Source organism: Kitasatospora sp. NPDC038210, from assembly GCF_055600605.1.
Window position 1 is genome coordinate 206,458 of the sequence record NZ_JBVJYK010000015.1, and the last position, 26,086, is coordinate 232,543.

The window sequence follows — 26,086 nt, forward strand, 5'->3', positions numbered from 1 at the left end:
CGGGATCGGGCAGCTGCTTTAGCCGCGGGTTCCGGCGCTCAGGCCCGGGTGCCGAGCCCCGCGAGGACGCGCAGGGCGAGCGCGTCGGCGTCCTCGCCGGTGGCCGCCGGGACGTCGGGGGTCAGGCCGGTGCCGTCGAGGGAGCGGCCGGCCGGGGTGAAGTAGCGGCCGACGGTCATCTCCAGCACCGCGCCGTCGGCGAGCCGGCTGGGCTGCTGCACGGTGCCCTTGCCGAAGGTCCGCGCGCCCACCACCACGGCGCGGCTGCGGTCCTGGAAAGCGCCGGCGAGCAGTTCGGCGGCGCTCATCGTGCCGCCGTCCACCAGCACCACCAGCGGGGTGCGCTGGTCGCCACCGCGCGGGGCGGTCAACTCCCTGGTCCCGCCGCGCTCCTGGTACGAGCCGACCGGGCCGCCGTCCAGGAAGATCCCGGCCGTTCCGGCGGCCTCGTCGACCAACCCGCCGGAGTTCCCGCGCAGATCGAGCACCACGCCGGTGTGCGGGGTGCGCAGCGCGGCGCGCACCCGATCGGCCACGCCGTTGGTGAAGGCCCGCACGGTGATCCGCAGGACGCCCTCGTCCAGGTGCTCGGCGGCGACCTGCTGACTGTCCAGCAGGGCGCGCCGCAGCCGCAGTTCGCGCACCTCGCCCCCGCCGCGCCGGACCTCCAGGGTGACCTCGGAACCGGCCCTGCGCTCGCCGCCCTGGCCGCGCAGCCGCGCTACCACCTCGGTGACCGGCAGGTGGTCGGCCTGGTCCTGGCCGACCCGCAGCAGCCGGTCGCCGGGCGCGATCCCGGCCGCGGCGGCCGGGCCCTCGGGCGCGACCTGGGAGACCTCGGTCACGCCGTCCTCGCCGCGGCCCACCGACAGGCCGACGCCCAGGTACCGGCCGTCCAGGCCCTGGCTGAACTCGGCGTACTCCTGCGCGCTGTAGTACGCGCCCCAGCGGTCGCCGCTGGCCCCGAGCAGGTGCTCGGCCTGCTGCTCGGACAGCGTGCTGCCGGCCGGGTCCGCCGGGAGCCCGCCGCCCGCGGCCCGGGCGGCGTCGACGGAGGGGCGCGGCAGGTCGCTCGGGTCGCCCCAGGCTCCGGTGGCCGCGCCGACCAGCAGGACGGCACCGAACACCAGGCTGAGGGCGGCCACCTGACGTGCCCTGCGCGGAGTTTGCAGCATGGCATCGGAGTGTAGACACCGTGCCGCGCGCGACGGGCCGGAACGGGGAGCGCGGAACGACGGCGGCCCCGGACGGCGCAGTGCCGTCCGGGGCCGCCGAGGCGTCCGGGATCAGACCTTGAGGTACTTGCGCAGCGTGAAGAACGCCGCCACGCCGGCCATGCCCATGCCCACCACGACCAGCAGCGGTATCACCGCGAGCACCGAGCCGAGGCCGATGAAGTGGATGAACTGCACCCGGTCGGCCAGCCAGTTCTGGACGAAGAAGTGGCCGCCGATCAGCAGCCCGGAGGCCATCGCCGCTCCGAGCAGCGCGGCGAACGCGGCCTCGGCGATGAACGGCATCTGGACGTAGAAGTTCGAGGCACCGACCAGGCGCATGATGCCGGTCTCGCGCCGCCTGCTGTACGCCGACACCCGGACGGTGTTGACGATCAGCAGCAGGGCCACGAAGAGCATCAGCACCATGATCACGAAGGCCGCCGTCTGCAGGCCGTTGAGCAGGCCGAACAGGTTCTCCAGGATCTTGCGCTGGTCCTCGACCGACTTCACGCCCGGCTTGCCGGCGAAGGCGCTCTGGATCACGTCGTACTTGGTCGGGTCGTTGAGCTTGACCCGCCAGGACTGCGGCATGGCGTCCGGGCCCAGGACGGAGATGAGCGGGTTGTCCGGGTTCATCTCCTTCCAGTGCTTGTACGCCTCGGGCGAGCTCTCGTACGTGGAGGACTGGACCACCGAGGTCATCTTGTCCAGCTGGTCCTTGATGTCCTGGACCTGCTGGTCGGTGGCCGCGCCCTTGTCGCACTGGGGCGAGTTGCGGGCATCCGCCTTCGTGCAGAAGTAGATGCTCACCTCGACCTTGTCGTACCAGTACCCCTTCATGCTGTTCACCTGGTCGCGGACCAGGAGCGAGGAACCGGCGAGGGCGAGGGAGAGCGCGACGCTGACGACGACCGCGATGGTCATCGTCAGGTTGCGTCGGAGACCCACACCGATCTCCGACAGGACGAACTGGGCACGCATGCGGAACAACTCCAGGGTCGGTACTGCTCTGGGTCGGGCGGTTCGGGCCGGCGGCCCTACGGGGTCAGCGCTGGTGGGTCAGTGCTGGTACCCGTAGACGCCGCGGGCCTGGTCGCGGACGAGCAGCCCCTTGTCGAGCTCGATGACGCGCTTGCGCATCTGGTCGACGATCGCCTGGTCGTGGGTGGCCATCAGCACCGTGGTGCCGGTGCGGTTGATGCGGTCGAGCAGCTTCATGATGCCGACCGAGTTCTGCGGGTCGAGGTTTCCGGTGGGCTCGTCCGCGATCAGCAGCATCGGGCGGTTCACGAAGGCGCGGGCGATCGCCACGCGCTGCTGCTCACCACCGGAGAGCTCGCCCGGCATGCGGTCCTCCTTGCCGCCGAGGCCGACCAGCTCCAGCACCTCGGGCACCACCTTGTTGATGGCGCTCTTGGGCTTGCCGATGACCTCCAGGGCGAAGGCGACGTTCTGCGCGACCGTCTTGTTGGGGAGCAGGCGGAAGTCCTGGAAGACGGTGCCCAGCTGGCGGCGCATGTGCGGCACCTTCCAGTTGGACAGCTTGCCCAGGTCCTTGCCCAGCACGTGCACCGCGCCGGTACTGGGCCGCTCCTCGCGCAGGCACAGGCGCAGGAAGGTGGACTTGCCCGAGCCGGACGAGCCGACCAGGAAGACGAACTCGCCCTTCTCGATCTCCAGCGAGACGTTGTCCAGGGCGGGACGGTTCTGCTTGGGATAGGTCTTGGAGACGTTGTCGAATCTGATCACGGCTGCATCACGGAGGCCATCCTAGGCGGCGCCAGTCCTCGGTCGGTCCGCCCCGGGGGCCCGGTCCGGGCGCGGGCGAAAGGAGCGCAGAGGGCGGCTCCCGGTCTGGGACCATACGCGAATCGGCGACCGGCCCGCAGGGGCAGCCCGTGACAGCTCCCGGAATCTGCGGGAGAATGTCCGTTTATGCCCCGAATATTGCGAGGCATCTCACAGCCCGGGAGCCGGAACCGCCGGAACCTGGCAGAGTGGAGGTGGCGACCGTGACCGGCCGCTCCCCCGTACAGGGCAAGAAATGGAACCAAAGCCCCGTCCGGTGCGTTTGCAGTAAGCAGCGAGGAGGAGATCGCATGACCTGCGACCATCTGGTGTGCGCCAACTGCAACGGCCGCGTCAGCGACGGGCGTTGCCCGGTGTGCCGCGCCAACCGGGCCCGGCTGCAGGAGCAGCAGGGGCCGTTCGCCGCGCTCTCCCCCGCGCTGCTGCTGGCCCTGGTGGCCGGGCTGCTCGCGGTGGCGCTGATCGCCCGGCAGGCGCTGGCCTGATTCCGTCGACCGACGACGAAGGGCCCCCGACCGCTGCGGTCGGGGGCCCTTCGCTCTGTGTTCTGCCGTGTGCCCGGCGCGCTACCCGGCGCCGGTCCCGCGCTGCTCGCGCCGGCGGACACCGGCCTCGATGCCGTGCTCGGTCGTCATCGAGGCCGACCTGCTCACGCCTCGGTCGACGTCTCGCGCTGCTTGCGCCAGCGGATCCCGGCCTCGATGAAGCCGTCGATGTCGCCGTCCAGCACGGCCTGCGGGTTGCCGGCCTCGTACGCGGTGCGGACGTCCTTGACCATCTGGTACGGGTGCAGGACGTAGGAGCGCATCTGGTTGCCCCAGGAGCTGCCGCTGTCCTTGAGCGCGTCCATCGCCGCCTTCTCCTCCTGGCGGCGCCGCTCCAGCAGCTTGGCCTGGAGGACGTTCATCGCGGACGCCTTGTTCTGGATCTGCGAGCGCTCGTTCTGGCAGGAGACCACGATGCCGGTCGGGATGTGCGTGATGCGCACCGCCGAGTCGGTGGTGTTGACGCCCTGGCCGCCGGGGCCGGAGGCGCGGTAGACGTCCACGCGCAGGTCGCCCTCGTCGATGTCGACGTGGTCGGACTGCTCGACGACCGGGAGCACCTCGACGCCGGCGAAGGAGGTCTGCCGGCGGCCCTGGTTGTCGAACGGCGAGATGCGGACCAGGCGGTGGGTGCCCTGCTCGACCGAGAGGGTGCCGTAGGCGTACGGCGCCTTCACGGTGAAGGTCGCGGACTTGATGCCGGCCTCTTCGGCGTACGAGGTGTCGTACACCTCGGTGGGGTACCCGTGCCGCTCGGCCCAGCGCAGGTACATGCGCATCAGCTGCTCGGCGAAGTCGGCGGCGTCCACGCCACCGGCCTCGGCACGGATGTTGATCAGCGCCTCGCGGGCGTCGTACTCGCCGGACAGGAGGGTGCGGACCTCCAGCTCCTCGACCGCCTTCTGGAGGGCGACGAGCTCCACCTCGGCCTCGGCGCGGGTGTCCGCGTCGTCCTCGGCCTCGGCCAGCTCGAACAGCACGCCGAGGTCGTCGATGCGGCCGCGGAGGCCCTCGACGCGGCGCAGTTCGCCCTGGAGGAAGGAGAGCCGGCTGGTCACCTTCTGCGCGTTCGCGACGTCGTCCCACAGGGTGGGGGCGGCTGCCTCCTCCTCCAGGACCGCGATGTCGGCCCGGATCTTGTCCAGGTCGAGGACGGCCTCGATCGACCCCATGGTCGTATCGAGGTTCTTGAGCTCTTCGGAAGGATCGACGGCTGCCACGCCCCCCAGGGTAATGGTTCCGGGGGTGGTCATGACGACACCCCCGTTCCCACCGCGGTCAGGGCGCCCGCGGGGCGGTGCTGTGGACGACCGGACGGGCCGGCCGGCCGCCGTCCGCCCCGGTGGCCGCGAAGGCCGTCCAGGCCGCGGCGGCGCCCGCCAGCAGCAGGACGGTGGCCAGCAGGACGGCCAGCAGCCGGCGGCGGCGCAGCAGGGCCTGGCGGTCCCGGCGGTGCCCCGGGGCGGTGCGCTGGGCCCGGGACTCGGCGGCGTACGCGGCCAGCTCCTCCGCGGACGGGCGGCGCAGGCTGGTGTGGGTGTCCCGGGTGGAGTCCGGGGCGGCGCCGGGGACCAGCGGGACGGCCGGGCCGCGGCGGCGCTTGTGCAGGCCCGGGCCGGTGTCGGCCTCGGCGTAGACCGCCTCGCCGGGGGTCAGCTGCTCCTCGGCCGGGGCGCGGCCCTGGGCTGGCAGGGCGATCACCGGCAGGCCGGCGAGCGACGGCAACTGCTCGCGCAGCCGGGCGGCCAGCTCAGCGGCCCGCAGCCGGGAGGCGGGGGCCTTGGCCAGGCACTCGGAGATGATCCGCCAGAGCCCGTCCGGCAGGCCGGGGATCGGCGGCACCTGCTCGGTGACGTGCCGGCGCAGCACCGCGCCGGTGTGGCCGCCGCCGAACGGGGTGAAGCCGGCCAGCAGCTCGTAGAGGACGGTGGCGAGGGCGTAGATGTCGACGGCGGCGCGCGGCTCCAGGCCCTCGATGATCTCGGGGGCGAGGTAGTCGGGGGTGCCGATGATCCGGGTGGCGCGGGTGCGGCGCGGGGCGTCGACCAGGCGGGCCACGCCGAAGTCGGTCAGCTTGGCGCGCGGGGCGCCGCCGGGGCCGGGGGCGGCGGCGAGGTCGAGCAGGACGTTCTCCGGCTTGACGTCGCGGTGGACGATCCCGGCCGCGTGCGCGGCGGCCAGGCCGTCGGCGACGTCGGCGATGATCGAGGCGGCGGTCTGCGGGGGCAGCGCGCTGTCCCGTTCCAGCCGGGAGCGCAGGTCGGTGCCCTGGACCAGCTCCATCACCAGGGCGAGGTCGCTGCCGTCCACGACCATGTCGCGCACGCCGACCACCCGGGGGTGGTCGAGGCTGGTCAGCGCGGTGCGCTCCTGGACGAAGCGGCCGACCAGCACCTGGTCGGAGGCGAGGTCCTCGCGCAGCAGCTTGACCGCCACCGGGCCGTCGGGCCCCTCACCGAGCCAGACCGTCCCGGCCGAACCCCGGCCGATCACCTGGTGGACGGTGTACCGGCTGCCGATCTTGCGTGCCAATGCTGCTCCGTGGGCGGCGGGAGCGCTCCGGGGGTCCGGTTCGCTCGGTGGGGCGGGACAACAGCGACCAACCTACGCGCCCGGAGGCCCCGCGGGGGCCGCCTGAGGGGCCCGGAGCGGGAGTCTCGGGCGGGAAATCTCGTGAATTGTCGACAAAGCGTCAATCTTGCCGTCCGGCACGGGTTCGGAGGCCCGGAACGGTCCGCCATGGCCCGGTCCGCAGCCCGAACCGGCCCGAAGCGGGTCGTTCCGGGCTCCCCGACCGGGCCCCGGCGGCGCTACTTGCCGAAGACGCTGTTCACCCAGTCCCGCGCCGAGTCGAACCAGCCCACGGCGTTGTCCCAGTAGTGCGGCAGCGGGGTGAAGTTCCACAGCGCCAGCGCGGCCACGGCCAGCACCAGCAGCACCATCAGGCAGCCCTTGAGGCAGCCGAGCCCCGGGATGTACATCCGGTTGCGGCTGCGCGGGCGCCGCTCGCGGGCCGGCGCGGGCTCGCGGCGGGCGGGCTCGCGCGGCGGCTCCTCGCGGCGCGGCGGCGCCTCCCGGTACTGCGGCGCGGGCGGCTCGGACCGGCGCGCCGCCGGGGCGGGCGGCGGCGGGTAGCCGCCCTGCGGCCGGCCGTACCCGGCCGGGGCCTGCCGGTTGCCGCCGGGCGGCTGGGCCTGCGGCTGCCGGCCCTGGCGTCCGCCCTGGGGGTCCTGACCCCCCGGCCGGGCCTGGTAGGGCGGCGGGGCCACCGGCGGGCGCTGCGCGTAGCCGGGCGGCGGCGGGGCCTGCCGGTAGCCGGCCGGCGGCTGCCCCTGCGGCGGACGGCCCGGTGCTCCCCGGCCGGGCTGCCCCCCGTGTCCGGCCTGGTAGGGCGGCGGGGCGACCTGCGGCTCGCCGTACTCCTCGTAGTCCTCCGGGCCGAAGTACCCGACCTCGGTCTGCTGGTTGCGGTCCCGCGCCGCGCGCAGCTGGGTCTGCCACGGGTGCGGCGCCTCCTCCTGCGGGCCGGGGGGCGCGGTGGGCGGGGGCGGCGGCACGGCGACGGGCGGCATCACCCGGGTGCGGTCGGGGGCGCCGTACGGGGGCGCGGGCGGCTGCTGGGTGCCCATCACCCGGGTCGCCGCGGCCGGGTCGTAGTGCGGGGCGCCGGGGGCGGTCGGCGGCAGCACCTGGGTCCGGTCGTCGGTGCCGGGCGGACCCGCCGGAACGGCCGGGACGGTCCCGGGGACGACGGTGGGCTGCGGGTCGGGCTGCAGCAGGGCGGCGACGGCCAGCGCCTCGTCCACCGCCGCCGGCGAGGCGTGCACGCCGACACCGGCGGCGACCACCCGCAGGGCGCGGGCCAGCGAGGTGGCGCCGGGCCGCTGGGCCGGGTCCTTGCGCAGGCAGCGCTCGATCACCGTCCAGAGCGGCTCGGGCATGGTGCTGGGCCGCTGCGGCTCCTGCGCCAGGTGGGCCTGGAGGACCGCGAGCGCGCCGTCGCCCTGGAACGGCTGGCGTCCGGTGACCAGCTCGTACAGCATGATCCCGGCGCCGTACACGTCCACCGCGGAGGTCTGCGGGCGGCCCTCGGCGGACTCCGGCGCGACGTACGCGGGGGTGCCGACGAACTCGTGGGTGCGGGTGACGCCCGGGGAGTCGGCGAGGCGGGCGATGCCGAAGTCGGTGAGCAGCGGGTGCATCCGCTCGACGCCGTCCACCACGGTGGAGGCGAGCAGCACGTTGGCCGGCTTGAGGTCGCGGTGGACGATGCCGTCGGCGTGGCTGGCCGCCAGCGCGTCCGCCACCTGGGCCATCAGCAGGGCGCCCGCGATCGGGCTGAACGGGCCGTTGGCGCGCAGGTAGCGGGCCAGGTCGGGGCCCTCCACGAGGTCCATCACCAGGGCCAGCAGCTCGCCCTCGACGACCAGGTCGCGGACCCGCACGATGTTGGGGTGGGACAGCCGCAGCAGCAGCGAGCGCTCGCGCAGGAAGCGCATCACGACGTCGGGGTCGGCCGCCAGCTCCTCGCGCAGCACCTTGATCGCCACGCGCTGCCCGGGCTCGCTGCCCGGCACCTGGACGTCGTCGCGCACCACGCCGCGCCAGACGGTGCCGGTCGCACCCCGTCCGAGGGTCTCATCCAGCAGATACTTGCTGCCGACTGGCCGCACCTGTCGCACTCCTCGCCGTGCCGCCCGCGCGGGGCGCTCCTCCGCCGGTGCGGTGAGCCTGCCGGGCCCGTGTCTGCGGCCACTCTAACGGTGTCCGTTCGGGTTTTCGGGGTGACCGGCAGGGCATCCGAGCAGGGTTGGGGGACATCCCCTAGGGGAGTGCCCGGAGCCGGTCGGCGGGCCTGCCCGGGAGCCGCGAGGGGGGCGGTTGACCTGACCCACCGTCGCCTCCACCATGGCGATGATCGCAAGATCGTCAAATCCGGTACCGTGCGCGGACCGTCCGTGCCGGATGGCAGGATGGACACTCGCCACTCGTGTGGCCCAATGGGGTCGCCGCGGCCGCCCGGTGCGTCCGCGACGGCGCCGGGGTACCAGGCTTCACACCAGCAGAAGGGACCCGCGGGCGAGATGCAGATCCGGCTGACCGTCCTCCGACCGCGCAGCGGCCCGACCGCCGCCGGCTCCGCCATCCCCTACGTGGACGTGCTGGTCACCGCTCCCGTCGGCACCGCGCTCGGCGCCATCGCGGGCGCCCTCGCCGGCGCGGTCGGCGTGCGCGGACCGCGGGCCGCCACCCATGTGCACCTGTACGCCGGGGCGCACCGGGTGGACGAGCACACCCTGCTCGGCCACCCCCCGCTGCTCGACGGAGCCGTCCTCAGCCTCAACGAGCCCGACCCGACCGCCGACGACTCCGACGACACCCCCGCCGTCGCCGAACTGCGCGTGGTCGGCGGACCGGACGCCGGCGGCGTGCACCGGCTGCACGGCCGGGAGATCCGGATCGGCCGTTCCGGTGAGGCCGACGTCCCGCTCGACGACCCGGACGTCTCCCGGCTGCACCTCGCGCTGCACCTCACCGAGGACGGCCGGGTCTCCGTGCGCGACCTCGGCTCCACCAACGGCACCACCCTGGACGGCCGGCTCGTCCCGCCCGGCCCGCCCGAGGCCGCCGTCCCGCTGGAACCCGGCGCCCTGCTGCGGATCGGCGAGTCGACCCTCCAGGTGACGGCCCCCGACCCGGCCGACGCCGCCGCGGCCGTCCGCGCCGCCCTGCCCGACGGCCACGGCCACCTCCAGCTCGCCGCGCCGGGCCCGGTCCGGCCCGCGCCGCCGGCGGCCGAACCGCCCGCCGCCCCCGAGCCCGCCCCCGGCCGCGGCCGCGGCCTGTTCTCCCTGCTGCCCGGCCGCACCGCCGAACCACCCGGCCAGGAGAGCGCCGAACGCCACCACGCCGCCGTACGGCTGCGCCAGACCGCCGCCCAGCGCGAACGCTGGCCCGACCTCGCCGCCCTGCTGCTCGGTGCCGTCGGCCCCGGCCCCCGGCTGTGGGAGCGCGGCCCCGGCCACCCCGACGCGCTCACCCTGCGCCTGGGCACCGCCGACCGCCCCGGCGGCCCCGGCACCACGCCCGGCACCCTGCTGCCCGCCGTCCCGGTCACCCTCGACCTGCAGACCGCTGGCAGCCTCGGCCTCTGCGGCCCGCGCGAACGCCTGGACGCGCTCACCCGCGGCGTCGTCGCCCAGCTCGCCGCACTGCACCCGCCCACCGGCCTGAGCCTGGTCGTGGTCGACGCCGACCCGACCCGCGCCCCCGAGGAACGCGCCGACACCTGGGCCTGGGCCCTGTGGCTGCCCCACCTGCGCCCGGCCGACGGCCAGGACTGCCGCCTGCTGCTCGGCCTCGACGACGAACAGGCCACCGCCCGGCTGACCGAGCTCACCGCCCGGCTCAGCGGCCCCAGCGGCCTCGGCGGCCACCCCGCCACGGTGGTCGTGGTGGACGGCCGACCGGCCACCGAGACCGCCCGGCACGCGCTCGACCTGCTGCTGCGCCAGGGCCCGGCGGTCGGCATCTTCCCGATCTGCCTCGCCGAGCAGCCCGAACTGCTCCCCCGGGGCCTCGGCGCCACCGCCCTGATCACCGGCGAGGTCGGCACCCAGCTCTCGCTCGACCGCCCCGTCGCCCGCGGCCGCGAGACCCTGCACGAGGTCTCGCTGGACGCCGTCTCCGACGCCTGGGCCGAACGACTGGCCCGCGTCCTCGCCCCCTTGCGCGAGGCCACCCCGGCCGCCCGGGGCCCGCTGCCCGACGCGCTGCGCCTGCTCGACCTGCTGCAGCTCGACACCGTCACCCCGGCCAAGCTGTCCGCCCGCTGGGCCGCGCACGCGGGCGGCATCGGCGCCGCCACCGCGCTGCTCGGCACCACCCGGGACGAGCTGTGCACGCTCGACCTGGCCGACCCCGAGCTCGCCCTCCCCTCCCCCGACCCCGGTGGCCCGCACCTGCTGATCGGCGGCGGCCGCGGCTCCGGCAAGACCGAGCTGCTGCGCACCCTGATCGCCTCGCTCGCCGTCTCCGAGCGCCCCGAGCGGCTGACCGTCACGATCGTCGAGGGCCGGGCCACCGAGGACGGCCTGGACGGCTGCACCGAGCTGCCGCACGTCATCGGCCTGGTGAACGCGGCCACCGACCCGCGCGCCGCACTCCTCGCGGCCGAGGCGCTGGAGGACGAACTCGCCCTGCGGGAGCGGCTGTTCGACGGCCTGGACTTCGCGTCCTGGCACGCCGCACGGATCCTGGACGGCCAGCACGGCCGGCACGGCATGGACGAGCAGCCGGCGGACCATCCGCAGGTGCCGGTGCCCGCCACCGTCGGAGCCGCGGCCGCCTCGGCGCCCCGGATCATCGCGCCGCGCAGCGCGGACGGCCCCCGGCCGGGCACCCCCGCGCCGCCCGCCCCCTCCTCGCCCGTCCCGGCCCGGCTGGTCGTCGTCGTGGACGACTACGACGCCCTGCTCTCGCCCACCTCCCCGGCCGGCCGGCCGCTCGCCCGCGCGCTCGCCGGCATCGCCCGCCGCGGTGGCCCGCTCGGCGTCCACCTCGCCGTCGCCACCGGCCGCCCGGAGGAGAGCGCCGGAACCGAGGTGGACGAGGCCGCCCTGCTGCGGATCGCGCTGCGCACCGACGACCCGGCCGACTCCGACCTGCTGATCCACCTCGGCGACGCCGCCGCCCTCCCCGAGGACACTCCCGGCCGCGGGTACCTGCGGCTGCCGGACGGCGGCGTCACCGCCTTCCAGACCGCCCGGATCAGCGGCCGCATCCCGCGCACCGCCACCCTGCGCCCGACCGTGGTCGCGATCGACCCGCTCCAGCTCGGCGCCCCGCCCGCCCGTCGGCCGGTCCGCGAACTCGGCAACGGTCCCACCGACCTCGCCCTGCTCGCCAGCGCCCTCCAGCGCGCCGCCGCGCAGCGCTGATCCGACGGCGGCCCGCCGCGCGGCGTCGGCCCCGCCGGATCCGGCGGCGGGCCTCCCCGACGGACAGCCCCGGCCGGACGACGGAGGGCCCCGGCGAACCGGATGGTTCGCCGGGGCCCTCCGCGGCCGGTCAGCCGGTCGGACCGGTCAGACGCACTTCAGGTCGCGGTTCACCACGGCCATCCCCGCGACCTTGCCGTCCGCCATGGTGAACTCGTACTGCCAGCCCTGCTGACCCTCCACCGGGAACACGTACTTCCCGTTCTTGGCCTGCTGGAGGCCCTTGGCGCCGTACGCCGCCTGCAGGGCCTCCAGGGTGGTGCCGGCGCCGATGCCCTCGGCCGTCTTCGCCTCCGCCGGGGCGACCAGCTCGCGCAGGCCGGCCGCGGCGAAGGAGACCCGGCCGGTGGCCAGGTACGCCTTCTCCTTGGTCTCCCGGGCGACCATCATGTCGACGATGGACTGCGTGGCGTCCGCCATCAGCTTGGCGGTGGCGGCCGAGTCCTTGGCCACGGCGGCCGAACCGGCGGCGGCGGCCGCCGCGTCCTTCGCGGAGGCGTTCGGCGGCACGGTGCCCCCGGGGGCGGGCGCCTTGCCGGCGGCCGCGTCCGCCTTGGCGTTGAGGTCCTTGTAGCGGGCCTCGGTGGCCGCCTCCGCGGTCATCCGGGCCTGGTCCGGCGCCGGGCCGCCCTTGTAGACGAAGTCCGTGCAGCCGTCGAGCAGCGAGACGGGCGCGGCCTCCAGCGCTCCGGTGGCCAGACCCGCGTCCTTCGCGATGCCCGGCTTCAGGCCGCGGTAGCCGGCCGCCGTGAAGGCCTCCGGCCCCTTGGGCGTGGGCGCCGCCGAGGACGCGCCCGGCTGGGCCGTCGCCGCGGTGTCGGCCTTGGCCGGGTCCTTCTCCTTGTCGTCGGACGAGCAGGCGGCCGCTCCGGCGACCAGCAGCGCCACCGAGATGCCCACGCCGACCGCGCGGACCGAGGCCCGGTTCTTCCCCATGTCCTTTACCCCCACTTGGTTGTTCGAGGATCACCGTAGCGAAGGGCCACCCGTGATCCACAACCGGTTTCCGGGGGTCGCGGGGGCGGCCGCGCAAGCGGTGGGGGTCGGGGCGCACGGCGCGGGGCCCGGGCCGCGCAAGGGTGTCCGGACACGCGGAAGGGCCCGCGTCCGTGGACGCGGGCCCTTCCGTGCGGCTGTCCGTCAGCGCATCGAACCGGTGCGCAGCAGGGTGCGGATGACGCGCATCGCGACCGAGAGGCTGGACAGCTCGTAGTTGTCCGAACCCCTTATGTCGTCGAGGGTGCTCTTGGCCCGGTTGAGCAGCGTGGCGTTGAGCTCGGCCCAGGCCGTGTAGCGCTCCTCCGGGGTGGCGCCCTCGGGGCCGCAGGCCAGGATGTCGGCGGTCAGCGCCGCGTGCGCCGCGAAGAGGTCCTCGCGGATCGCGGCCCGGGCCATCGACGACCAGCGGTCGGTGCGGGGCAGCTCGATGATGCGGTCGAGCAGGTGCGAGATCTGCAGCCGGTCGCCCAGGTCGTAGTACAGCTCGGCGACGTCGGCGACGTCCTTGCCGGAGCGGTCCGCGACCTCGGTGATGTCCAGGGTCGGGAAGACCGAGGAGAGGCCGGCGATCCGGGTGGCCAGCTCCTCCGGCACACCGGCCGCGGCGAGCTCGTCGTACACGGACTCGAACCACGTGAGGTCCTCGCCGCGCAGCGGCTTGGGCAGCGAGCCCCAGACCTGGTTGACCCGGTCGTGGAAGAACTCGATGGTGCCGGCGATGTCGAGTGGCTGGCGGCGGTTGTTGAGCATCCACCGGGTGGCGCGCTCGACCAGGCGGCGCGAGTGCAGGCGCATCTTGGTCTGCACCCGGGCCGGGACCTGGTTGTCCAGGCCCTCGATCTCGCCCCAGATCGTCTCCAGGCCGAAGACGGCCCGCGCGGCGGTGTGCGTCCGGGCGATCTCCTCGTAGGTCGCGCCGGTCTCCTCCTTCAGGCGGAAGGCGAAGGTGCAGCCACCGCGGTTGATCGTGTCGTTGACGATCAGCGTGGTGATGATCTCGCGGCGCAGCGCGTGGCTGTCGATCGCGTCGGCGAACCGGGCCCGCAGGGCGCTGGGGAAGTACTCGTGCAGCGCGGCGCGGAAGTACGGGTCGTCGGGCAGGTCGGTGGCGAGCAGCTCGTCGGCCAGGATGATCTTGGTGTAGGCGAGCAGCACGGACATCTCGGGCTGGGACAGCCCGCGGCCGTTCTGCTGGCGGTCACGGATCTGGCGCTCGGTGGGCAGGAACTCCAGCGCCCGGTCCAGGCGGCCGGCCGCCTCGAAGCGGTTGATCATCCGGGAGTGGACGTTGACCATGCTGTGCGCCTGGGCCACGGCGTTGGCCAGCACCACGTTCTGCGCGTAGTTGTTGCGCAGCACCAGGTGGCCGACCTCGTCGGTCATCTCGGCCAGCAGGGCGTTGCGCTGCTTGACCGTCATGTCGCCCTCGGCGACGACCTGGTTGAGCAGGATCTTGATGTTGACCTCGTGGTCCGAGGTGTCCACGCCGGCCGAGTTGTCGATCGCGTCGGTGTTGATCCAGCCGCCGGTGCCCTCCGGGCCGCCGGTGGCCGCGTACTCGATGCGGCCGAGCTGGGTGCAGCCGAGGTTGCCGCCCTCGCCGATGACCCGGGCCCGGACCTGCTCGCCGTTGACCCGGATGGCGTCGTTGGCCTTGTCGCCGACCTCGGCGTTGGTCTCGGCGGAGGACTTGACGTAGGTGCCGATGCCGCCGTTCCAGAACAGGTCGACCGGCGCCTGCAGGATCGCCTTCATCAGCTCGGCCGGGGTCAGCTTGCCCGCCTCGACGCCGAGCGCGGCGCGGACCTGCGGGCTCAGCTGGATCGCCTTGGCGGACCGCGGGAAGACCCCGCCGCCGGCCGAGATCAGCGACTTGTCGTAGTCGTCCCAGGAGCTGCGCGGGAGGTCGAACAGGCGGCGGCGCTCGGCGTACGAGGCGGCCGCGTCCGGGTTCGGGTCGAGGAAGATGTGGCGGTGGTCGAAGGCGGCGACCAGGCGGATGTGCTCGCTGAGCAGCATGCCGTTGCCGAAGACGTCGCCGGACATGTCGCCGATGCCGATGACGGTGAAGTCCTCGGTCTGGGTGTCGACGCCGAGCTCGCGGAAGTTGCGCTTGACCGACTCCCAGGCGCCGCGGGCGGTGATGCCCATGCCCTTGTGGTCGTAGCCGGCCGAGCCGCCGGAGGCGAACGCGTCGCCCAGCCAGAAGCCGTACGACTCGGCGACGCCGTTGGCGATGTCGGAGAAGGTCGCGGTGCCCTTGTCGGCCGCGACGACCAGGTAGGTGTCGTCCTCGTCGTGGCGGACCACGTCGGCCGGGTGCACGACCTCGCCGCCGACCAGGTTGTCGGTGATGTCGAGCAGCGCCGAGATGAACGTCTTGTACGAGGAGACGCCCTCGGCCAGCCAGGCGTCGCGGTCCACCGACGGGTCCGGCAGCTGCTTGGCGACGAAGCCGCCCTTGGCGCCGACCGGGACGATGACGGTGTTCTTGACCATCTGCGCCTTGACCAGGCCCAGGATCTCGGTGCGGAAGTCCTCGCGCCGGTCGGACCAGCGCAGACCGCCGCGGGCGACCTTGCCGAAGCGCAGGTGCACGCCCTCGACCTGCGGCGAGTAGACCCAGATCTCGAACGCCGGGCGCGGGGCCGGCAGGTCCGGGACGGCCTTCGGGTCGAACTTCATCGACACGTAGGTGTGCCAGTCGCCGTCGGCGGCGTGCTGGAAGAAGTTGGTCCGCAGGGTGGCCTTGATGAGGTTCAGGAAGGAGCGCAGGATGCGGTCCTCGTCCAGCGAGACGACCTCGTCGAGGGCGCCGGACAGCTCCTCCAGGATGCCCTCGGTCAGCTCCAGGGCGCCCGAACGGTGGCTCGGGCTCAGCCGGGCCTCGAACAGGTTGACCAGCAGGCGGGTGGTGTGGGTGTTGTTGCGGAGCGCGTCCTCCATGTAGTCCTGGGAGAACGTGGAGCCCGCCTGGCGCAGGTACTTGGCGTACGCGCGCAGCATCATCGCCTGCCGCCAGGTCAGCCCGGCGGTGAGGACCAGCTCGTTGAAGCCGTCGTTCTCGGCCTTGCCGGTCCAGGTGGCCGCGAAGGTCTCCTGGAAGCGCTCGCGGGCCTCGTCGCTGAGCCCGGTGGCCTCGCGCAGCTTCAGGCCGAAGTCGATGACCCACGCGGTGGTGCCGTCGGAGCGGCGCAGCGCGTACGGGTGCTCGTCGAGGACCTCGACGCCCAGGCGCTGGAGGACGGGCAGGACCTCGGTCAGCGAGATCGGGCCGCCGACGCGGTAGATCTTGAAGCGGCGCTCGTCGTCGCCGGCGCCGACCGGCTGGTACAGGTTCAGGCGGAAGTCGCCCGCGCCGTGCAGCGACTCGATCTGCTTGATGTCGGAGACGGCGGTGCGCGGCGGGAAGTCGGCGCGGTAGCCGTCGGGGAAGGCGTTGGCGTACTTGTGGCCGAGCTCGGCGGCCTTCTCCTCGCCGAGTTCGAGGTGGAGCTGGTCGTGGAAGCCGTCCATCCAGAACCGGGCGGCCTCGGCCAGGCGGTTCTCGATCCGCTCGATGTCGGAGTCCGAGAGGTGCGGCAGCTCGGTGCCCGGGGCGACCCGGACCACGAAGTGCAGGCGGGTCAGCACCGACTCGGTGGCGTACACCGTGTAGTCGATGGTGGCGCCGTTCAGCTCCTCCTTGAGGATGTCGGTGAGCAGCAGCCGGATGCGCGTGGTGTAGCGGTCGCGCGGCAGGTAGATGAAGGCGGAGAAGTAGCGCCCGTACTCGTCCTGGCGCAGGAAGAGGCGCAGCTTGCGGCGCTCCTGCAGGTACAGCACGCTCGTGGCGATCGAGAGCAGCTCGGAGGCCGGGGTCTGGAAGATCTCGTCCCGGGGGAAGGTCTCCATGATCTGCAGCAGGTCGCGGCCGTCGTGGCTCTCGCTGGAGAAGCCGGAGTCCTCCAGGACGGCCTGGACCTTGCGGCGCACGACCGGGATGCGGGTGACCGACTCGGTGTAGGCGGCGGAGGAGAACAGGCCGAGGAAGCGGCGCTCGCCGATCGGCTCGCCGGCGGCGTTGAACTTCTTCACGCCGACGTAGTCGAGGTAGGCCGGGCGGTGCACGGTGGCGCGGCTGTTGGCCTTGGTCAGGACGAGCAGCTTCTTCTCGTGGGCCTTGGCGCGCACCGGCGCGGAGAGCCGGCCGAAGGCCTCGCTGACCGAGTGGTGGCGGTCGTCGTGGCTGTGCGGGTCGGAGCGCAGGATGCCCAGGCCCGTCCCGGCGACGGCCTTGAGGACCTCTTCGCCCTCGTGCTCGACCAGGTCGTACTCGCGGTAGCCGAGGAAGGTGAAGTGGTCGTCGGCGAGCCAGCGCATCAGCTCCCAGGCCTCGCCGACCTCCTGCTCGGGCAGGCCGGCCGGGGGCTCCTCGGCCAGCTCGTCGGCCAGGCGCAGCGCGCTCTCGCGCATCTTGCCCCAGTCCTCGACGACCTCGCGGACGTCGCCGAGCACGCGGCGCAGGTCGCCCTCGATGGTGCGCAGGTCGTCGCGGTCGGTCTCGCGGTCGATCTCGATGTGCATCCACGACTCGACGGTCGCGTCGGCGGGCCACTCGGTGCCGGCGGCCTGGCTGCGGGAGCAGGCGTCGACGTCCAGGATCTCCAGCAGCTTGCCGGTGATGTCACGGCGGACGACCAGCTGGGGGTGGATCACGATGTGGATCGCGCGGTCCTGGCGGGACAGCTCGTTGGTGACGGAGTCGACCAGGAACGGCATGTCGTCGGTGACCACCTCGACGACCGTGTGGCCGCAGGACCAGCCGTTCTCCTCGACCGAGGGGGTGTGGACCCGCACCTCGGCGGTGCCCTGCGGGCGCTTGAGGCCCAGGCGGTAGTGGGAGGCGGCCGCCCCGTAGACGTCGACCGGGTCGCGGTCGACCAGGTCCTCGGGCGCGGTGTGGAGGTAGTAGTGGTGCAGGTACGCGGTCAGAGCGCCGTTGCTCAGACCCTCTCCCGGCGCCGCTCCCCCTACCTGGCTGTTCTCAGCGGCTGCGGCTGCCTTCTTGAGCAGTTCGGCCTTGGCTGCGTCCAGCTTGGTCTGCATGACTTCTTGGCTCCTGTCGCGCGCCGTTGCGTGACTCGGTGGTGTGTGGATGTACACCGACGGGTCAGCCGCAATCCTGCCGCACCATCCGACTGAAAGGGGCTCATGGCGCGCATGAAACGTCCTCCCAGTGGGTAGGACGTCACGTTCGTCCTGCAAGCCACCCGACGACGCCAGCCAGCCTAACCGGATCAATCGAAGGTGCACAGGGACAGGGAGGCGCAAACCTGCAGGATGTCGGGTCCGTCCTGGACAGCATGTCCAAACCGGAGGCTGATGTTCACTCTCAGCCCATGTGGGGGTAGCCGTGGTGGGTCGGCGGCACGAAGGACTCCTTGATCGACCGGGCCGAGGTCCACCGCAGGAGGTTCTGGGCGGCCCCCGCCTTGTCGTTGGTGCCCGAGGCCCGGCCCCCGCCGAAGGGCTGCTGGCCGACCACGGCGCCGGTGGGTTTGTCGTTGATGTAGAAGTTTCCGGCGGTGAAGCGCAGCTCCTCCACGGCCTGGGCGATGGCGTAACGATCCTGCGCGATCACCGAGCCGGTCAGGCCGTACGGGGCGCCGTCGTCGATCCGCCGGAACACGTCGTCCCAGCGGGAGTCCTCGTAGACGTGGACGGCGAGGATCGGGCCGAAGTACTCGGTCCGGAAGATCTCGCCGCGGTGGTCGGAGGAGACCAGCACGGTGGGCCGGACGAACCAGCCGATCGCGTCGTCGTACTGGCCGCCGGCCGCCAGCTCGACCGTCGGGTCGGCCTTCGCTCGGTCGATGGCGTCCCGGCTCTTCTCGAAGGCGCGCCGGTCGATCAGGGCGCCCATGAAGTTGGACAGGTCGGTCACGTCGCCCACGGCGAGCGCGTCCACCTCGGCCAGGAGGTCGTCCTTGATCTTCTGCCAGAGGCTGCGCGGCAGGTACGCGCGGGAGAGCGCGGAGCACTTCTGGCCCTGGTACTCGAAGGCGCCGCGGATCAGCGCGGTCCTGAGGATGTCCGGGTCGGCCGAACGGTGCGCGAGCAGGAAGTCCTTGCCGCCGGTCTCGCCGACGATCCGCGGGTACGTGCGGTAGCCGCCGATGTTGGCGCCGATGGTCTGCCACAGGTGCCGGAAGGTGGCGGTGGAGCCGGTGAAGTGCAGCCCGGCGAGCGCCGGGTCGGCCAGCGCGACCGGGGAGACCTGCAGGCCGTCGCCGGTCACCAGGTTGATCACCCCGGGCGGCAGGCCGGCCGCCTCCAGCAGCCGCATCAGGTGGTACGCGGCCAGGGTCTGGGTCGGCGCGGGCTTCCAGACCACGGTGTTGCCCATCAGCGCGGGGGCGGTGGGCAGGTTGCCCGCGATCGCGGTGAAGTTGAACGGCGTGATCGCGTAGACGAAGCCCTCCAGCGGGCGGTGGTCCGTGCGGTTCCAGACGCCGGGCGAGGAGATCGGCTGGTCGGCCAGGATCTGCCGGGCGAAGTGGACGTTGAAGCGCCAGAAGTCGATCAGCTCGCAGGCGGAGTCGATCTCGGCCTGCTGAACGGTCTTGGACTGGCCGAGCATGGTGGCCGCGTTCAGCGTCTCCCGCCAGGGGCCGGAGAGCAGGTCGGCGGCGCGCAGGAACACCGCGGCACGGTCGTCGAAGGAGAGCGAGCGCCACTGCCGCCCGGCGGCCAGCGCCGCGTCCACCGCCGCCCGGGCGTCCTCCCGGGTGGCGTTGCCGAGCACGCCCAGCTTGGCCGCGTGGTGGTGCGGCTGGACCACCTCGATCCGCTCGCCGCCGCCGAACCGCTGCTCGCCGCCGACGGTCATCGGCAGCGGGACCTGTTCGGCCGCCAGCTCGTCCAGCCGCCGGACCAGCCGGTCCCGCTCCGGGCTGCCGGGCGCGTACGCGTGCACCGGCTCGTTGACCGGGGTCGGCACCTCGGTGACTGCGTCGATGGGCATGGCGGCTCCGTCCTGCTGGCTGATCGGCTGTCGGTCCAGCCTGACCAGCGACGGCCCGATCCGCCCGCTCAGACACGCGGACGGCGGACGTGGCACCCGCCACTGCGGCCCCGGCCGGGCGCGCTCAGCCGGTGATCCGGCCCGCCAGCTCGACCGCCTCGGCGAGGGTGTCCACCACCGGGACGCCGACCGGCTCCAGCTTCTCCCTGGTGTGCGAGCCGCCGGTGTACAGCACGGCGCGCGCGCCCACGCTCAGCGCCGCCAGGGCGTCGTCCGCGGCGTCGCCGATCAGCACCGTACGGGCCGGATCCACCTGCTCGCCGAGCGCGGCCAGGTGCCGGACCAGGTGCTCCGCCTTCTGCCCGCCGGCCGGGCCGCTGCGGCCGTCGACCCGCAGGAAGTGGCCGGTCAGGCCGAAGGTGTCGACCAGCGGCACCAGCTGCTCGTGCACGTACAGCGACAGCAGCGACTGGCTGTGCCCGGCCGCCTCCCAGCCGGCCACCAGGTCGCGGGCGCCCTCGGTCAGCCCGCAGGACGGGCTCAGCTCGCGGTAGCGGTCGTGGAAGGCGTCGTCCAGCTTCAGCCACTCCTCCGTGGAGGGGTCCCGGCCGAGCAGGCGCCGGTAGAAGCGCGGGATCGGGATCTCGTACTGCTCGCGGTACTCCTGCAGGCTCATCGGCCCGACGCCGATGGTGGCGAAAGCGGCATTGCTCGCCCCGAGCACCGCTTCCATGTCGTGGAAGAGAGTGCCGTTCCAGTCCCAAACGATGTGAGTGCGCACGGGGGACAACGGTAACGCCGGGCACCGGCACGCCGGTAGGGCGGAGCTCACGCGCCCGCCCCGTGGCGCCTGCCGTCGGGCACCCGTCGCGTACTCGCCGTGCACCCGTCGTGCACCCGCCTCAGGCGAGCAGTGCGGGGATCTCCTGGGTCGCGAACCAGAGCAGGTCGTGGTCCTCGGCGCCGTCCACGGTGAACTGGGCGTCCTGGTCGCCCGCATCGGCCGCGGCGACCGCCGCCACCGCCGCGGCGACGTCCGTGACCACCTCGTCGTCGGACACGTCCGCGTGCACCGCCGCCGCCTTGGCCAGCCGCACCGGACCGGCCAGCACCACCCGGCCCAGCGAGGCCTGGTCCTGGTACTCGTCACCGGGGAACGGCCCCACCGAGCCGTCGGCCACGTCCAGCGCCACCACGACCCGGCGGCGCGGGGCGTCCGGGTCGGCGGCCAGCAGCCGCAGCGAGGCCTGGGCGGCGCGGTTCAGCGCCGCGTACTCCAGCTCCTCGATGTCGTCGCTGACGTACCACTCGCGCAGCGCGGGCGTCACGGCGTACGCCGCGGACTGCTCCAGGGCGCCGCCCTCGTGCGCCGCCGCCAGGCCGGTCAGGGTGGTGGGCACGTACACGCGCATCGGTGGCACTCTCCGGTTCGGTCCAGCGGGCTTCGTCCAGCGGAACGGATTCTCCAGCGCCCCAAGAATAAGCTCCGCCGGGCTCCCGTGATCACCTCCGGTCCCGGGTCCGGCCGATCACCGCACGGCCTGCAACGCCTCCCGGCTGGTGCGCAGGGCGCTCTCCAGGACCGCGCCGCGGCGGGCCGGGTCCATCATGTTCGGGCCCATCACCGCGAGGTCCGCCAGGGTCGGCGCGAGCAGCTGCACCCGGACGCCCTCGGCCCGCAGCAGCGCGGCCTCGCGCAGCAGTTGCCGGGTGACGGCGCGGCGGTAGCGGCTGACCAGCTGCGCCAGCACTCCGCGCGGACGGTCCCGGGCGCGCCATTCGCGCAGCGCGGCCAGGGTGTCGCGCCCGCGTGCGGCCGGCCCCGACCCGTCGGCGCGGACGGCCCGTTCCACCCGCTCGGGCCGGGGATCCAGCCGCAGGGCCATCGGGGCCAGCACGTACACCTCGTCCAGCCCCCGGCCGAGCAGCAGGTCGGCGTTGGTGGCCGACCAGCAGCCGCCGTCCACGTAGGCCGAGCCGTCCAGGCGCACCGGAGCGAACCAGCCGGGGATCGCGCAGGAGGCCATCACGGCGTCGGCGACCGCGACCGCCGGGGTGTCCGGGTCGCCGAAGACCACCCGGCGGCCGTTGCGGTAGTCCACGGCGGCGACCCGCAGGGGCGAGCCGGCCGCGTCACCGGCGCCCACGGCCCGGGGGTCCGCGTCCGCGGCGCACGCGTCCGGAGCGTCCGCGCCCGGCCAGCCGCCCGGTCCGAGCAGGCCGCGCACCAGCTCGCCGACCGGCGCCAGCGAGCCGCGGCCGTGCGGCGCCATCGCCGAGACCATGGTCAGCAGGGGGTACTCGCGCGGGTGCCGGACGGCGTCGCGCAGCAGGTCGGGCGAGCCGATGCCGGCCCGGGGGCGGGGCGGTGTCGCGCCGCCGACCGCCGTTTCGTAGTCGAAGGCGATCCCGGCCAGCGGGCCGTCCTCGATCGGCAGCCCGCGCTGGTGGTCGCGCAGCTGCTCGGGGCGGACACCGCCGGACAGCATCGCCGCGAGGATCGCGCCCGCCGAGGTGCCGAGCAGGACGTCGGCGTCGCCCGGCTGCCGACCGGTGGCCTCCTCGACAGCGCAGAGCGCGCCGACCGTCCAGGCCGCTCCGAGCATCCCGCCGCCGCCCAGGACCAGGCCGCGACGGGGTGCGCCCCCGGCGCGCGCGGCGGTGTCCGCGCCCGCCGGGGTCGGCACCACTACTGCCCGTGTCGTCATTCCGGCCGCCCGTCGTCGTGGGGAGGCGGCTGCCCCGCTCCCCTCGGTTCCCGGTCAGGCTCCGATGGTGCGCGCCGGGCAGGGACGGCGCAATGCGACAGCCCGGCGCCGCCACCCGGTCCGCCCAGTCGGAGCGTCCCCTTTTGGGCCGTACGGCTCGCCGCCGCACGTCAACCGAGCACCACGGGGCCGCCGCGCCGACCCGTCGCCGCACTGGCCGGTTCACCCGGATAGGTGAACTCGAAGACCGGCTACGGCCGCCCGGGAAAGGCGTTGCGGCCCCGCGCGGCACGCCGCCAGCCTGAGACCCGTCCGTACTCGCACCACCCAGTCGAGGAGCCCCCGTGACCGCCCGTCCCCACGCCCGCCCCGAAGCCCGTCCCGACGCCCGCCGCGCCGCCCACCCGCACCACCGCCCGCGCACCGCCGACGGCGGCGCCTGCGACCCGGTCGGCCGCCGTCCCCGGCACCCGCGCGCCGCCTGCACCGGCACTCCCGGGCACGACCCCCGGGCGCTGGCCTCCCGGTTCGCCCACCAGCTGGTCGAGGTGCTGACCGGCGTCCGGCCCTCCGGCCAGCTGATGCGGCACACCAGCCTGGACGGCTACGGGCAGCTCGCCTCGCTGGTCCGGACGGGCGCGCTGCGCCGCGGCGGGGCTGCCGACCGGCCGAGGCTCGGCCCGGTGCACGACCGCTCGCCCTCGCCCGACGCCGTCGAGGCCTGCGTCCGGGTCGACCTCGGCCGGCGGCACCACATGGTGGCCTTCCGGCTGGAGCAGCGCGGCCCGGCCGGGCAGTGGCAGTGCACCGCCGTGGAGGCCCGGTGACCGCGCGCGGCCCGGGGACGGCGCAGGGCGCCGCCCCCGTCCGGGAGCGGCGCCCTGCGTGGCGTCCTGCGGCCTGCTCAGGCCTTGCGGCGACGGCCCTTGGCCGACTTGGCGGCCTTGCGGCGCTCGGCGCGGGTCATCCCGTCGCCCTCGTCCTCCGGCGCGAGGTCCTCGAAGTCGCCCTCGACCACACCGCCGCCGATCTCGTCCGAGGGGGCGGTGTAGTGCAGCCGCTGCGGCTTCGGGGCCTCCAGGCCCTTGGCCTTGATCTCCGGGCGGGCGGCGTCCTTCTCCAGCTTGTCGAGCACCACCTGGGCGTCCTCGACCGGGACCTCCTCGACCTGCTGCTCGACCTGGACCTCCAGGTTGAACAGGTAGCCGACGGACTCCTCCTTGATGCCCTCCATCATCGCGGTGAACATGTCGAAGCCCTCGCGCTGGTACTCGACCAGCGGGTCGCGCTGCGCCATGGCCCGCAGGCCGATGCCCTCCTGGAGGTAGTCCATCTCGTAGAGGTGCTCGCGCCAGCGGCGGTCCAGCACCGACAGCACGACCCGGCGCTCCAGCTCACGCATGATCTCCGCGCCGAGCTGGTCCTCGCGGGCGCCGTACTGCCCCTGGATGTCCTCCTGGACGACCTTGACCAGGAACTCCGGGGTCAGGCCGGCCGTGCCGCCGGCCTCCTCCTCCAGGTCCGCCAGGTCCAGGGTGACCGGGTAGAGCTGCTTGAGCGCGGACCAGAGCTTGTCCAGGTCCCAGTCGTCCTCGAAGCCCTCGCCGGTGGCCGCCTTGACGTAGGCCTCGACGGTGTCGTCCATGAAGTGGCCGACCTGCTCCTGCAGGTCCTCGCCCTCCAGCACGCGGCGGCGCTCGCCGTAGATGACCTCGCGCTGGCGGTTGAGCACCTCGTCGTACTTGAGGACGTTCTTGCGGATCTCGAAGTTCTGCTGCTCGACCTGGGTCTGCGCGGACGCGATCGCGCGGGTGACCATCTTGGACTCGATCGGCACGTCCTCGGGCACGTTGGCCATCGAGAGCACGCGCTCGACCATGCCGGCCTTGAACAGGCGCATCAGGTCGTCGCCCAGCGACAGGTAGAAGCGGGACTCGCCCGGGTCGCCCTGACGGCCGGAGCGGCCGCGCAGCTGGTTGTCGATCCGGCGGGACTCGTGCCGCTCGGTGCCGAGGACGTAGAGGCCGCCGGCCTCCTTGACCTCGTCCTGCTCGGCCTTGACCGAGGCCTTGGCCTTCTCCAGCGCGGCCGGGAAGGCGGCCTCGTACTCGTCCGGGGTGTCCGTCGGGGTGAGCCCGCGCTGCGCCAGCTCGGCGGCGGCCAGGTGGTCGGCGTTGCCGCCCAGCATGATGTCGGTGCCGCGGCCGGCCATGTTGGTGGCGACGGTGACGGCGCCCTTGCGGCCGGCCTGCGCGACGATCTGCGCCTCGCGCTCGTGGTGCTTGGCGTTCAGCACCTCGTGCGGGATGCCGCGCTTGCGCAGCTCCTGCGACAGGTACTCGGACTTCTCGACCGACACGGTGCCGACCAGCACCGGCTGGCCCTTCTCGTGCTTCTCGGCGATGTCCTCGACCACGGCGGCGAACTTGGCCGGCTCCGACTTGTAGATCAGGTCGGGCTGGTCGATGCGCAGCGGCGTCTTGTTGGTCGGGATCGGCACCACGCCGAGCTTGTAGATCTGGTGGAACTCGGCGGCCTCGGTGGTGCCGGTACCGGTCATGCCCGCGAGCTTGTCGTACAGGCGGAAGAAGTTCTGCAGGGTGATGGTGGCCAGGGTCTGGTTCTCGTTCTGGACCTCCACCCCCTCCTTGGCCTCGATCGCCTGGTGCATGCCCTCGTTATAGCGGCGGCCGGCCAGGATGCGGCCGGTGTGCTCGTCGACGATCATGACTTCGCCGTTCATGACGACGTAGTCCTTGTCCGCCTTGTAGAGCTCCTTCGCCTTGATGGCGTTGTTCAGGAAGCCGACCAGCGGGGTGTTCACCGACTCGTAGAGGTTGTCGATGCCGAGGTAGTCCTCGACCCGGCTGACGCCCTCCTCCAGGATGCCGACGGTGCGCTTCTTCTCGTCGACCTCGTAGTCGCGGTCGATCTTCAGGCGCAGCACCAGCTTGGCGAAGTCGGCGTACCACTTGGTCGCCTGGTCGGCCGGGCCGGAGATGATCAGCGGGGTGCGGGCCTCGTCGATGAGGATCGAGTCGACCTCGTCGACGACCGCGAAGTTGTGGCCGCGCTGGACGAGTTCGTCCTTCGACCAGGCCATGTTGTCGCGCAGGTAGTCGAAGCCGAACTCGTTGTTCGTGCCGTACGTGATGTCCATGCCGTACTGGCGCTTGCGCTCGGCGGGCGTCATGTTGCCCAGGATCACGCCGACTTCGAGGCCGAGGAAGCGGTGCACCCGGCCCATCCACTCCGAGTCGCGCTCGGCGAGGTAGTCGTTGACGGTGATCAGGTGGACGCCCTTGCCGGTCAGCGCGTTCAGGTACGCGGGCAGGGTGCCGACGAGGGTCTTGCCCTCACCGGTGCGCATCTCGGCGACGTACCCGAAGTGCAGGGCCGCGCCGCCCATGAGCTGGACGTCGTAGTGCCGCTGTCCGAGCACGCGCTTGGCGGCCTCGCGGACGGTGGCGAACGCCTCGGGGAGGATGTCGTCCAGGCTCTCGCCGTCGGCGAGGCGCTGCTTGTACTCGTCGGTCAGCGCGCGCAGCTCGGCGTCGGTGAGGTTGACGAAGTCCTCTTCGATGGAGTTGACCTGGGCAGCAATCCGCTGCAGCTTGCGAAGGATCTTGCCTTCGCCTGCGCGCAGGATCTTGTCGAAGACGGACACTTGAGCGGGCTCCTTGCCTGTATTGGCACTGGACGACTGCACGGCGGGTCCACCCCACCGCACGGGCCATCGTATGCGAGGAGTCCAATGCCCCGGGAGGTGCGTCAGCACGGTATTCCCGTGTCACCCGCGCGA

16 protein-coding genes are annotated in these 26,086 nt (G+C 73.4%); 3 read left to right on the plus strand and 13 right to left on the minus strand.

Annotated elements, in window-relative coordinates:
* Window positions 1-38 precede the first annotated feature (38 nt).
* The 3 genes from ACZ7KX_RS28730 to ftsE all read right to left on the minus strand — a co-directional run bounded on the left by ACZ7KX_RS28730 (window position 39) and on the right by ftsE (window position 2,966).
* The gene (locus ACZ7KX_RS28730; protein ID WP_470328981.1) at window positions 39-1,175 is read right to left on the minus strand and encodes a S41 family peptidase; all 1,137 of its coding nucleotides are present in this window, start codon (window positions 1,173-1,175) and stop codon (window positions 39-41) included.
* Between the two features lie 111 nt (window positions 1,176-1,286).
* The gene (gene ftsX / locus ACZ7KX_RS28735; RefSeq protein WP_350521766.1) at window positions 1,287-2,198 is read right to left on the minus strand and encodes a permease-like cell division protein FtsX; all 912 of its coding nucleotides are present in this window, start codon (window positions 2,196-2,198) and stop codon (window positions 1,287-1,289) included.
* Between the two features lie 78 nt (window positions 2,199-2,276).
* A complete protein-coding gene (gene ftsE / locus ACZ7KX_RS28740; RefSeq protein ID WP_030059730.1) occupies window positions 2,277-2,966 on the minus strand; it encodes a cell division ATP-binding protein FtsE in 690 nt (229 codons plus the stop codon).
* 350 nt (window positions 2,967-3,316) lie between these two features.
* On the opposite strand from ftsE, the gene ACZ7KX_RS28745 reads away from it, so the two are divergent.
* Window positions 3,317-3,511, plus strand: coding sequence for a hypothetical protein (locus ACZ7KX_RS28745; protein ID WP_350521765.1), 195 nt, complete (start codon window positions 3,317-3,319; stop codon window positions 3,509-3,511).
* Window positions 3,512-3,675: 164 nt separating this feature from the next.
* On the opposite strand, the gene prfB is transcribed toward ACZ7KX_RS28745, so the two are convergent.
* The 3 genes from prfB to ACZ7KX_RS28760 all read right to left on the minus strand — a co-directional run bounded on the left by prfB (window position 3,676) and on the right by ACZ7KX_RS28760 (window position 8,244).
* Window positions 3,676-4,791, minus strand: coding sequence for a peptide chain release factor 2 (gene prfB / locus ACZ7KX_RS28750; RefSeq protein WP_470328982.1), 1,116 nt, complete (start codon window positions 4,789-4,791; stop codon window positions 3,676-3,678).
* Between the two features lie 58 nt (window positions 4,792-4,849).
* On the minus strand, window positions 4,850-6,103 hold the full coding sequence (locus tag ACZ7KX_RS28755) for a serine/threonine-protein kinase (protein ID WP_470328983.1): 1,254 nt from the start codon (window positions 6,101-6,103) through the stop codon (window positions 4,850-4,852).
* Between the two features lie 278 nt (window positions 6,104-6,381).
* The gene (locus ACZ7KX_RS28760) at window positions 6,382-8,244 is read right to left on the minus strand and encodes a serine/threonine-protein kinase (RefSeq protein WP_470328984.1); all 1,863 of its coding nucleotides are present in this window, start codon (window positions 8,242-8,244) and stop codon (window positions 6,382-6,384) included.
* Window positions 8,245-8,655: 411 nt separating this feature from the next.
* Between ACZ7KX_RS28760 and ACZ7KX_RS28765 the strand changes: the two genes are divergently transcribed.
* Entirely contained in the window at window positions 8,656-11,511 is a 2,856-nt protein-coding gene (locus ACZ7KX_RS28765; RefSeq protein WP_470328985.1) for an FtsK/SpoIIIE domain-containing protein, read from the plus strand.
* Between the two features lie 147 nt (window positions 11,512-11,658).
* Here the strand turns inward: ACZ7KX_RS28765 and ACZ7KX_RS28770 are convergent, their stop codons facing one another.
* From ACZ7KX_RS28770 to ACZ7KX_RS28795, 6 genes are all read right to left on the minus strand, one after another.
* On the minus strand, window positions 11,659-12,507 hold the full coding sequence (locus ACZ7KX_RS28770) for a hypothetical protein (protein ID WP_470328986.1): 849 nt from the start codon (window positions 12,505-12,507) through the stop codon (window positions 11,659-11,661).
* A gap of 204 nt (window positions 12,508-12,711) precedes the next feature.
* Window positions 12,712-17,658, minus strand: a complete 4,947-nt coding sequence (locus ACZ7KX_RS28775) for an NAD-glutamate dehydrogenase (RefSeq protein ID WP_470328987.1) — start codon at window positions 17,656-17,658, stop codon at window positions 12,712-12,714.
* Window positions 17,659-17,944: 286 nt separating this feature from the next.
* The gene (pruA, locus tag ACZ7KX_RS28780; RefSeq protein ID WP_470329005.1) at window positions 17,945-19,570 is read right to left on the minus strand and encodes an L-glutamate gamma-semialdehyde dehydrogenase; all 1,626 of its coding nucleotides are present in this window, start codon (window positions 19,568-19,570) and stop codon (window positions 17,945-17,947) included.
* A 130-nt stretch (window positions 19,571-19,700) separates the two neighbouring features.
* Entirely contained in the window at window positions 19,701-20,357 is a 657-nt protein-coding gene (locus ACZ7KX_RS28785; RefSeq protein ID WP_470328988.1) for an HAD family hydrolase, read from the minus strand.
* Window positions 20,358-20,478: 121 nt separating this feature from the next.
* Window positions 20,479-20,988, minus strand: coding sequence for a DUF6912 family protein (locus ACZ7KX_RS28790; RefSeq protein WP_350521757.1), 510 nt, complete (start codon window positions 20,986-20,988; stop codon window positions 20,479-20,481).
* 117 nt (window positions 20,989-21,105) lie between these two features.
* Complete coding sequence (locus tag ACZ7KX_RS28795) at window positions 21,106-22,284, minus strand: patatin-like phospholipase family protein (protein WP_470328989.1); 1,179 nt, start codon at window positions 22,282-22,284, stop codon at window positions 21,106-21,108.
* A 344-nt stretch (window positions 22,285-22,628) separates the two neighbouring features.
* Between ACZ7KX_RS28795 and ACZ7KX_RS28800 the strand changes: the two genes are divergently transcribed.
* Window positions 22,629-23,111 carry an Rv3235 family protein gene (locus tag ACZ7KX_RS28800; protein WP_470328990.1) on the plus strand — a complete coding sequence of 161 codons (483 nt, stop codon included), beginning with the start codon at window positions 22,629-22,631 and terminating at the stop codon, window positions 23,109-23,111.
* Window positions 23,112-23,188: 77 nt separating this feature from the next.
* On the opposite strand, the gene secA is transcribed toward ACZ7KX_RS28800, so the two are convergent.
* On the minus strand, window positions 23,189-25,951 hold the full coding sequence (secA, locus tag ACZ7KX_RS28805) for a preprotein translocase subunit SecA (protein WP_396550511.1): 2,763 nt from the start codon (window positions 25,949-25,951) through the stop codon (window positions 23,189-23,191).
* Window positions 25,952-26,086: the final 135 nt, after the last annotated feature.

What these genes read in the sequence shown, in the direction of transcription:
- ACZ7KX_RS28765 (WP_470328985.1), top strand. Translation starts at nt 8,656, where the DNA reads ATGCAGATCCGGCTGACCGTCCTCCGACCGCGCAGCGGCCCGACCGCC.
- ACZ7KX_RS28745 (WP_350521765.1), top strand. Translation starts at nt 3,317, where the DNA reads ATGACCTGCGACCATCTGGTGTGCGCCAACTGCAACGGCCGCGTCAGC.
- ACZ7KX_RS28790 (WP_350521757.1), bottom strand. Translation starts at nt 20,988, where the DNA reads ATGCGCGTGTACGTGCCCACCACCCTGACCGGCCTGGCGGCGGCGCAC.
- ACZ7KX_RS28730 (WP_470328981.1), bottom strand. Translation starts at nt 1,175, where the DNA reads ATGCTGCAAACTCCGCGCAGGGCACGTCAGGTGGCCGCCCTCAGCCTG.
- ftsX (WP_350521766.1), bottom strand. Translation starts at nt 2,198, where the DNA reads ATGCGTGCCCAGTTCGTCCTGTCGGAGATCGGTGTGGGTCTCCGACGC.
- ACZ7KX_RS28775 (WP_470328987.1), bottom strand. Translation starts at nt 17,658, where the DNA reads ATGCAGACCAAGCTGGACGCAGCCAAGGCCGAACTGCTCAAGAAGGCA.
- ACZ7KX_RS28770 (WP_470328986.1), bottom strand. Translation starts at nt 12,507, where the DNA reads ATGGGGAAGAACCGGGCCTCGGTCCGCGCGGTCGGCGTGGGCATCTCG.
- ACZ7KX_RS28795 (WP_470328989.1), bottom strand. Translation starts at nt 22,284, where the DNA reads ATGACGACACGGGCAGTAGTGGTGCCGACCCCGGCGGGCGCGGACACC.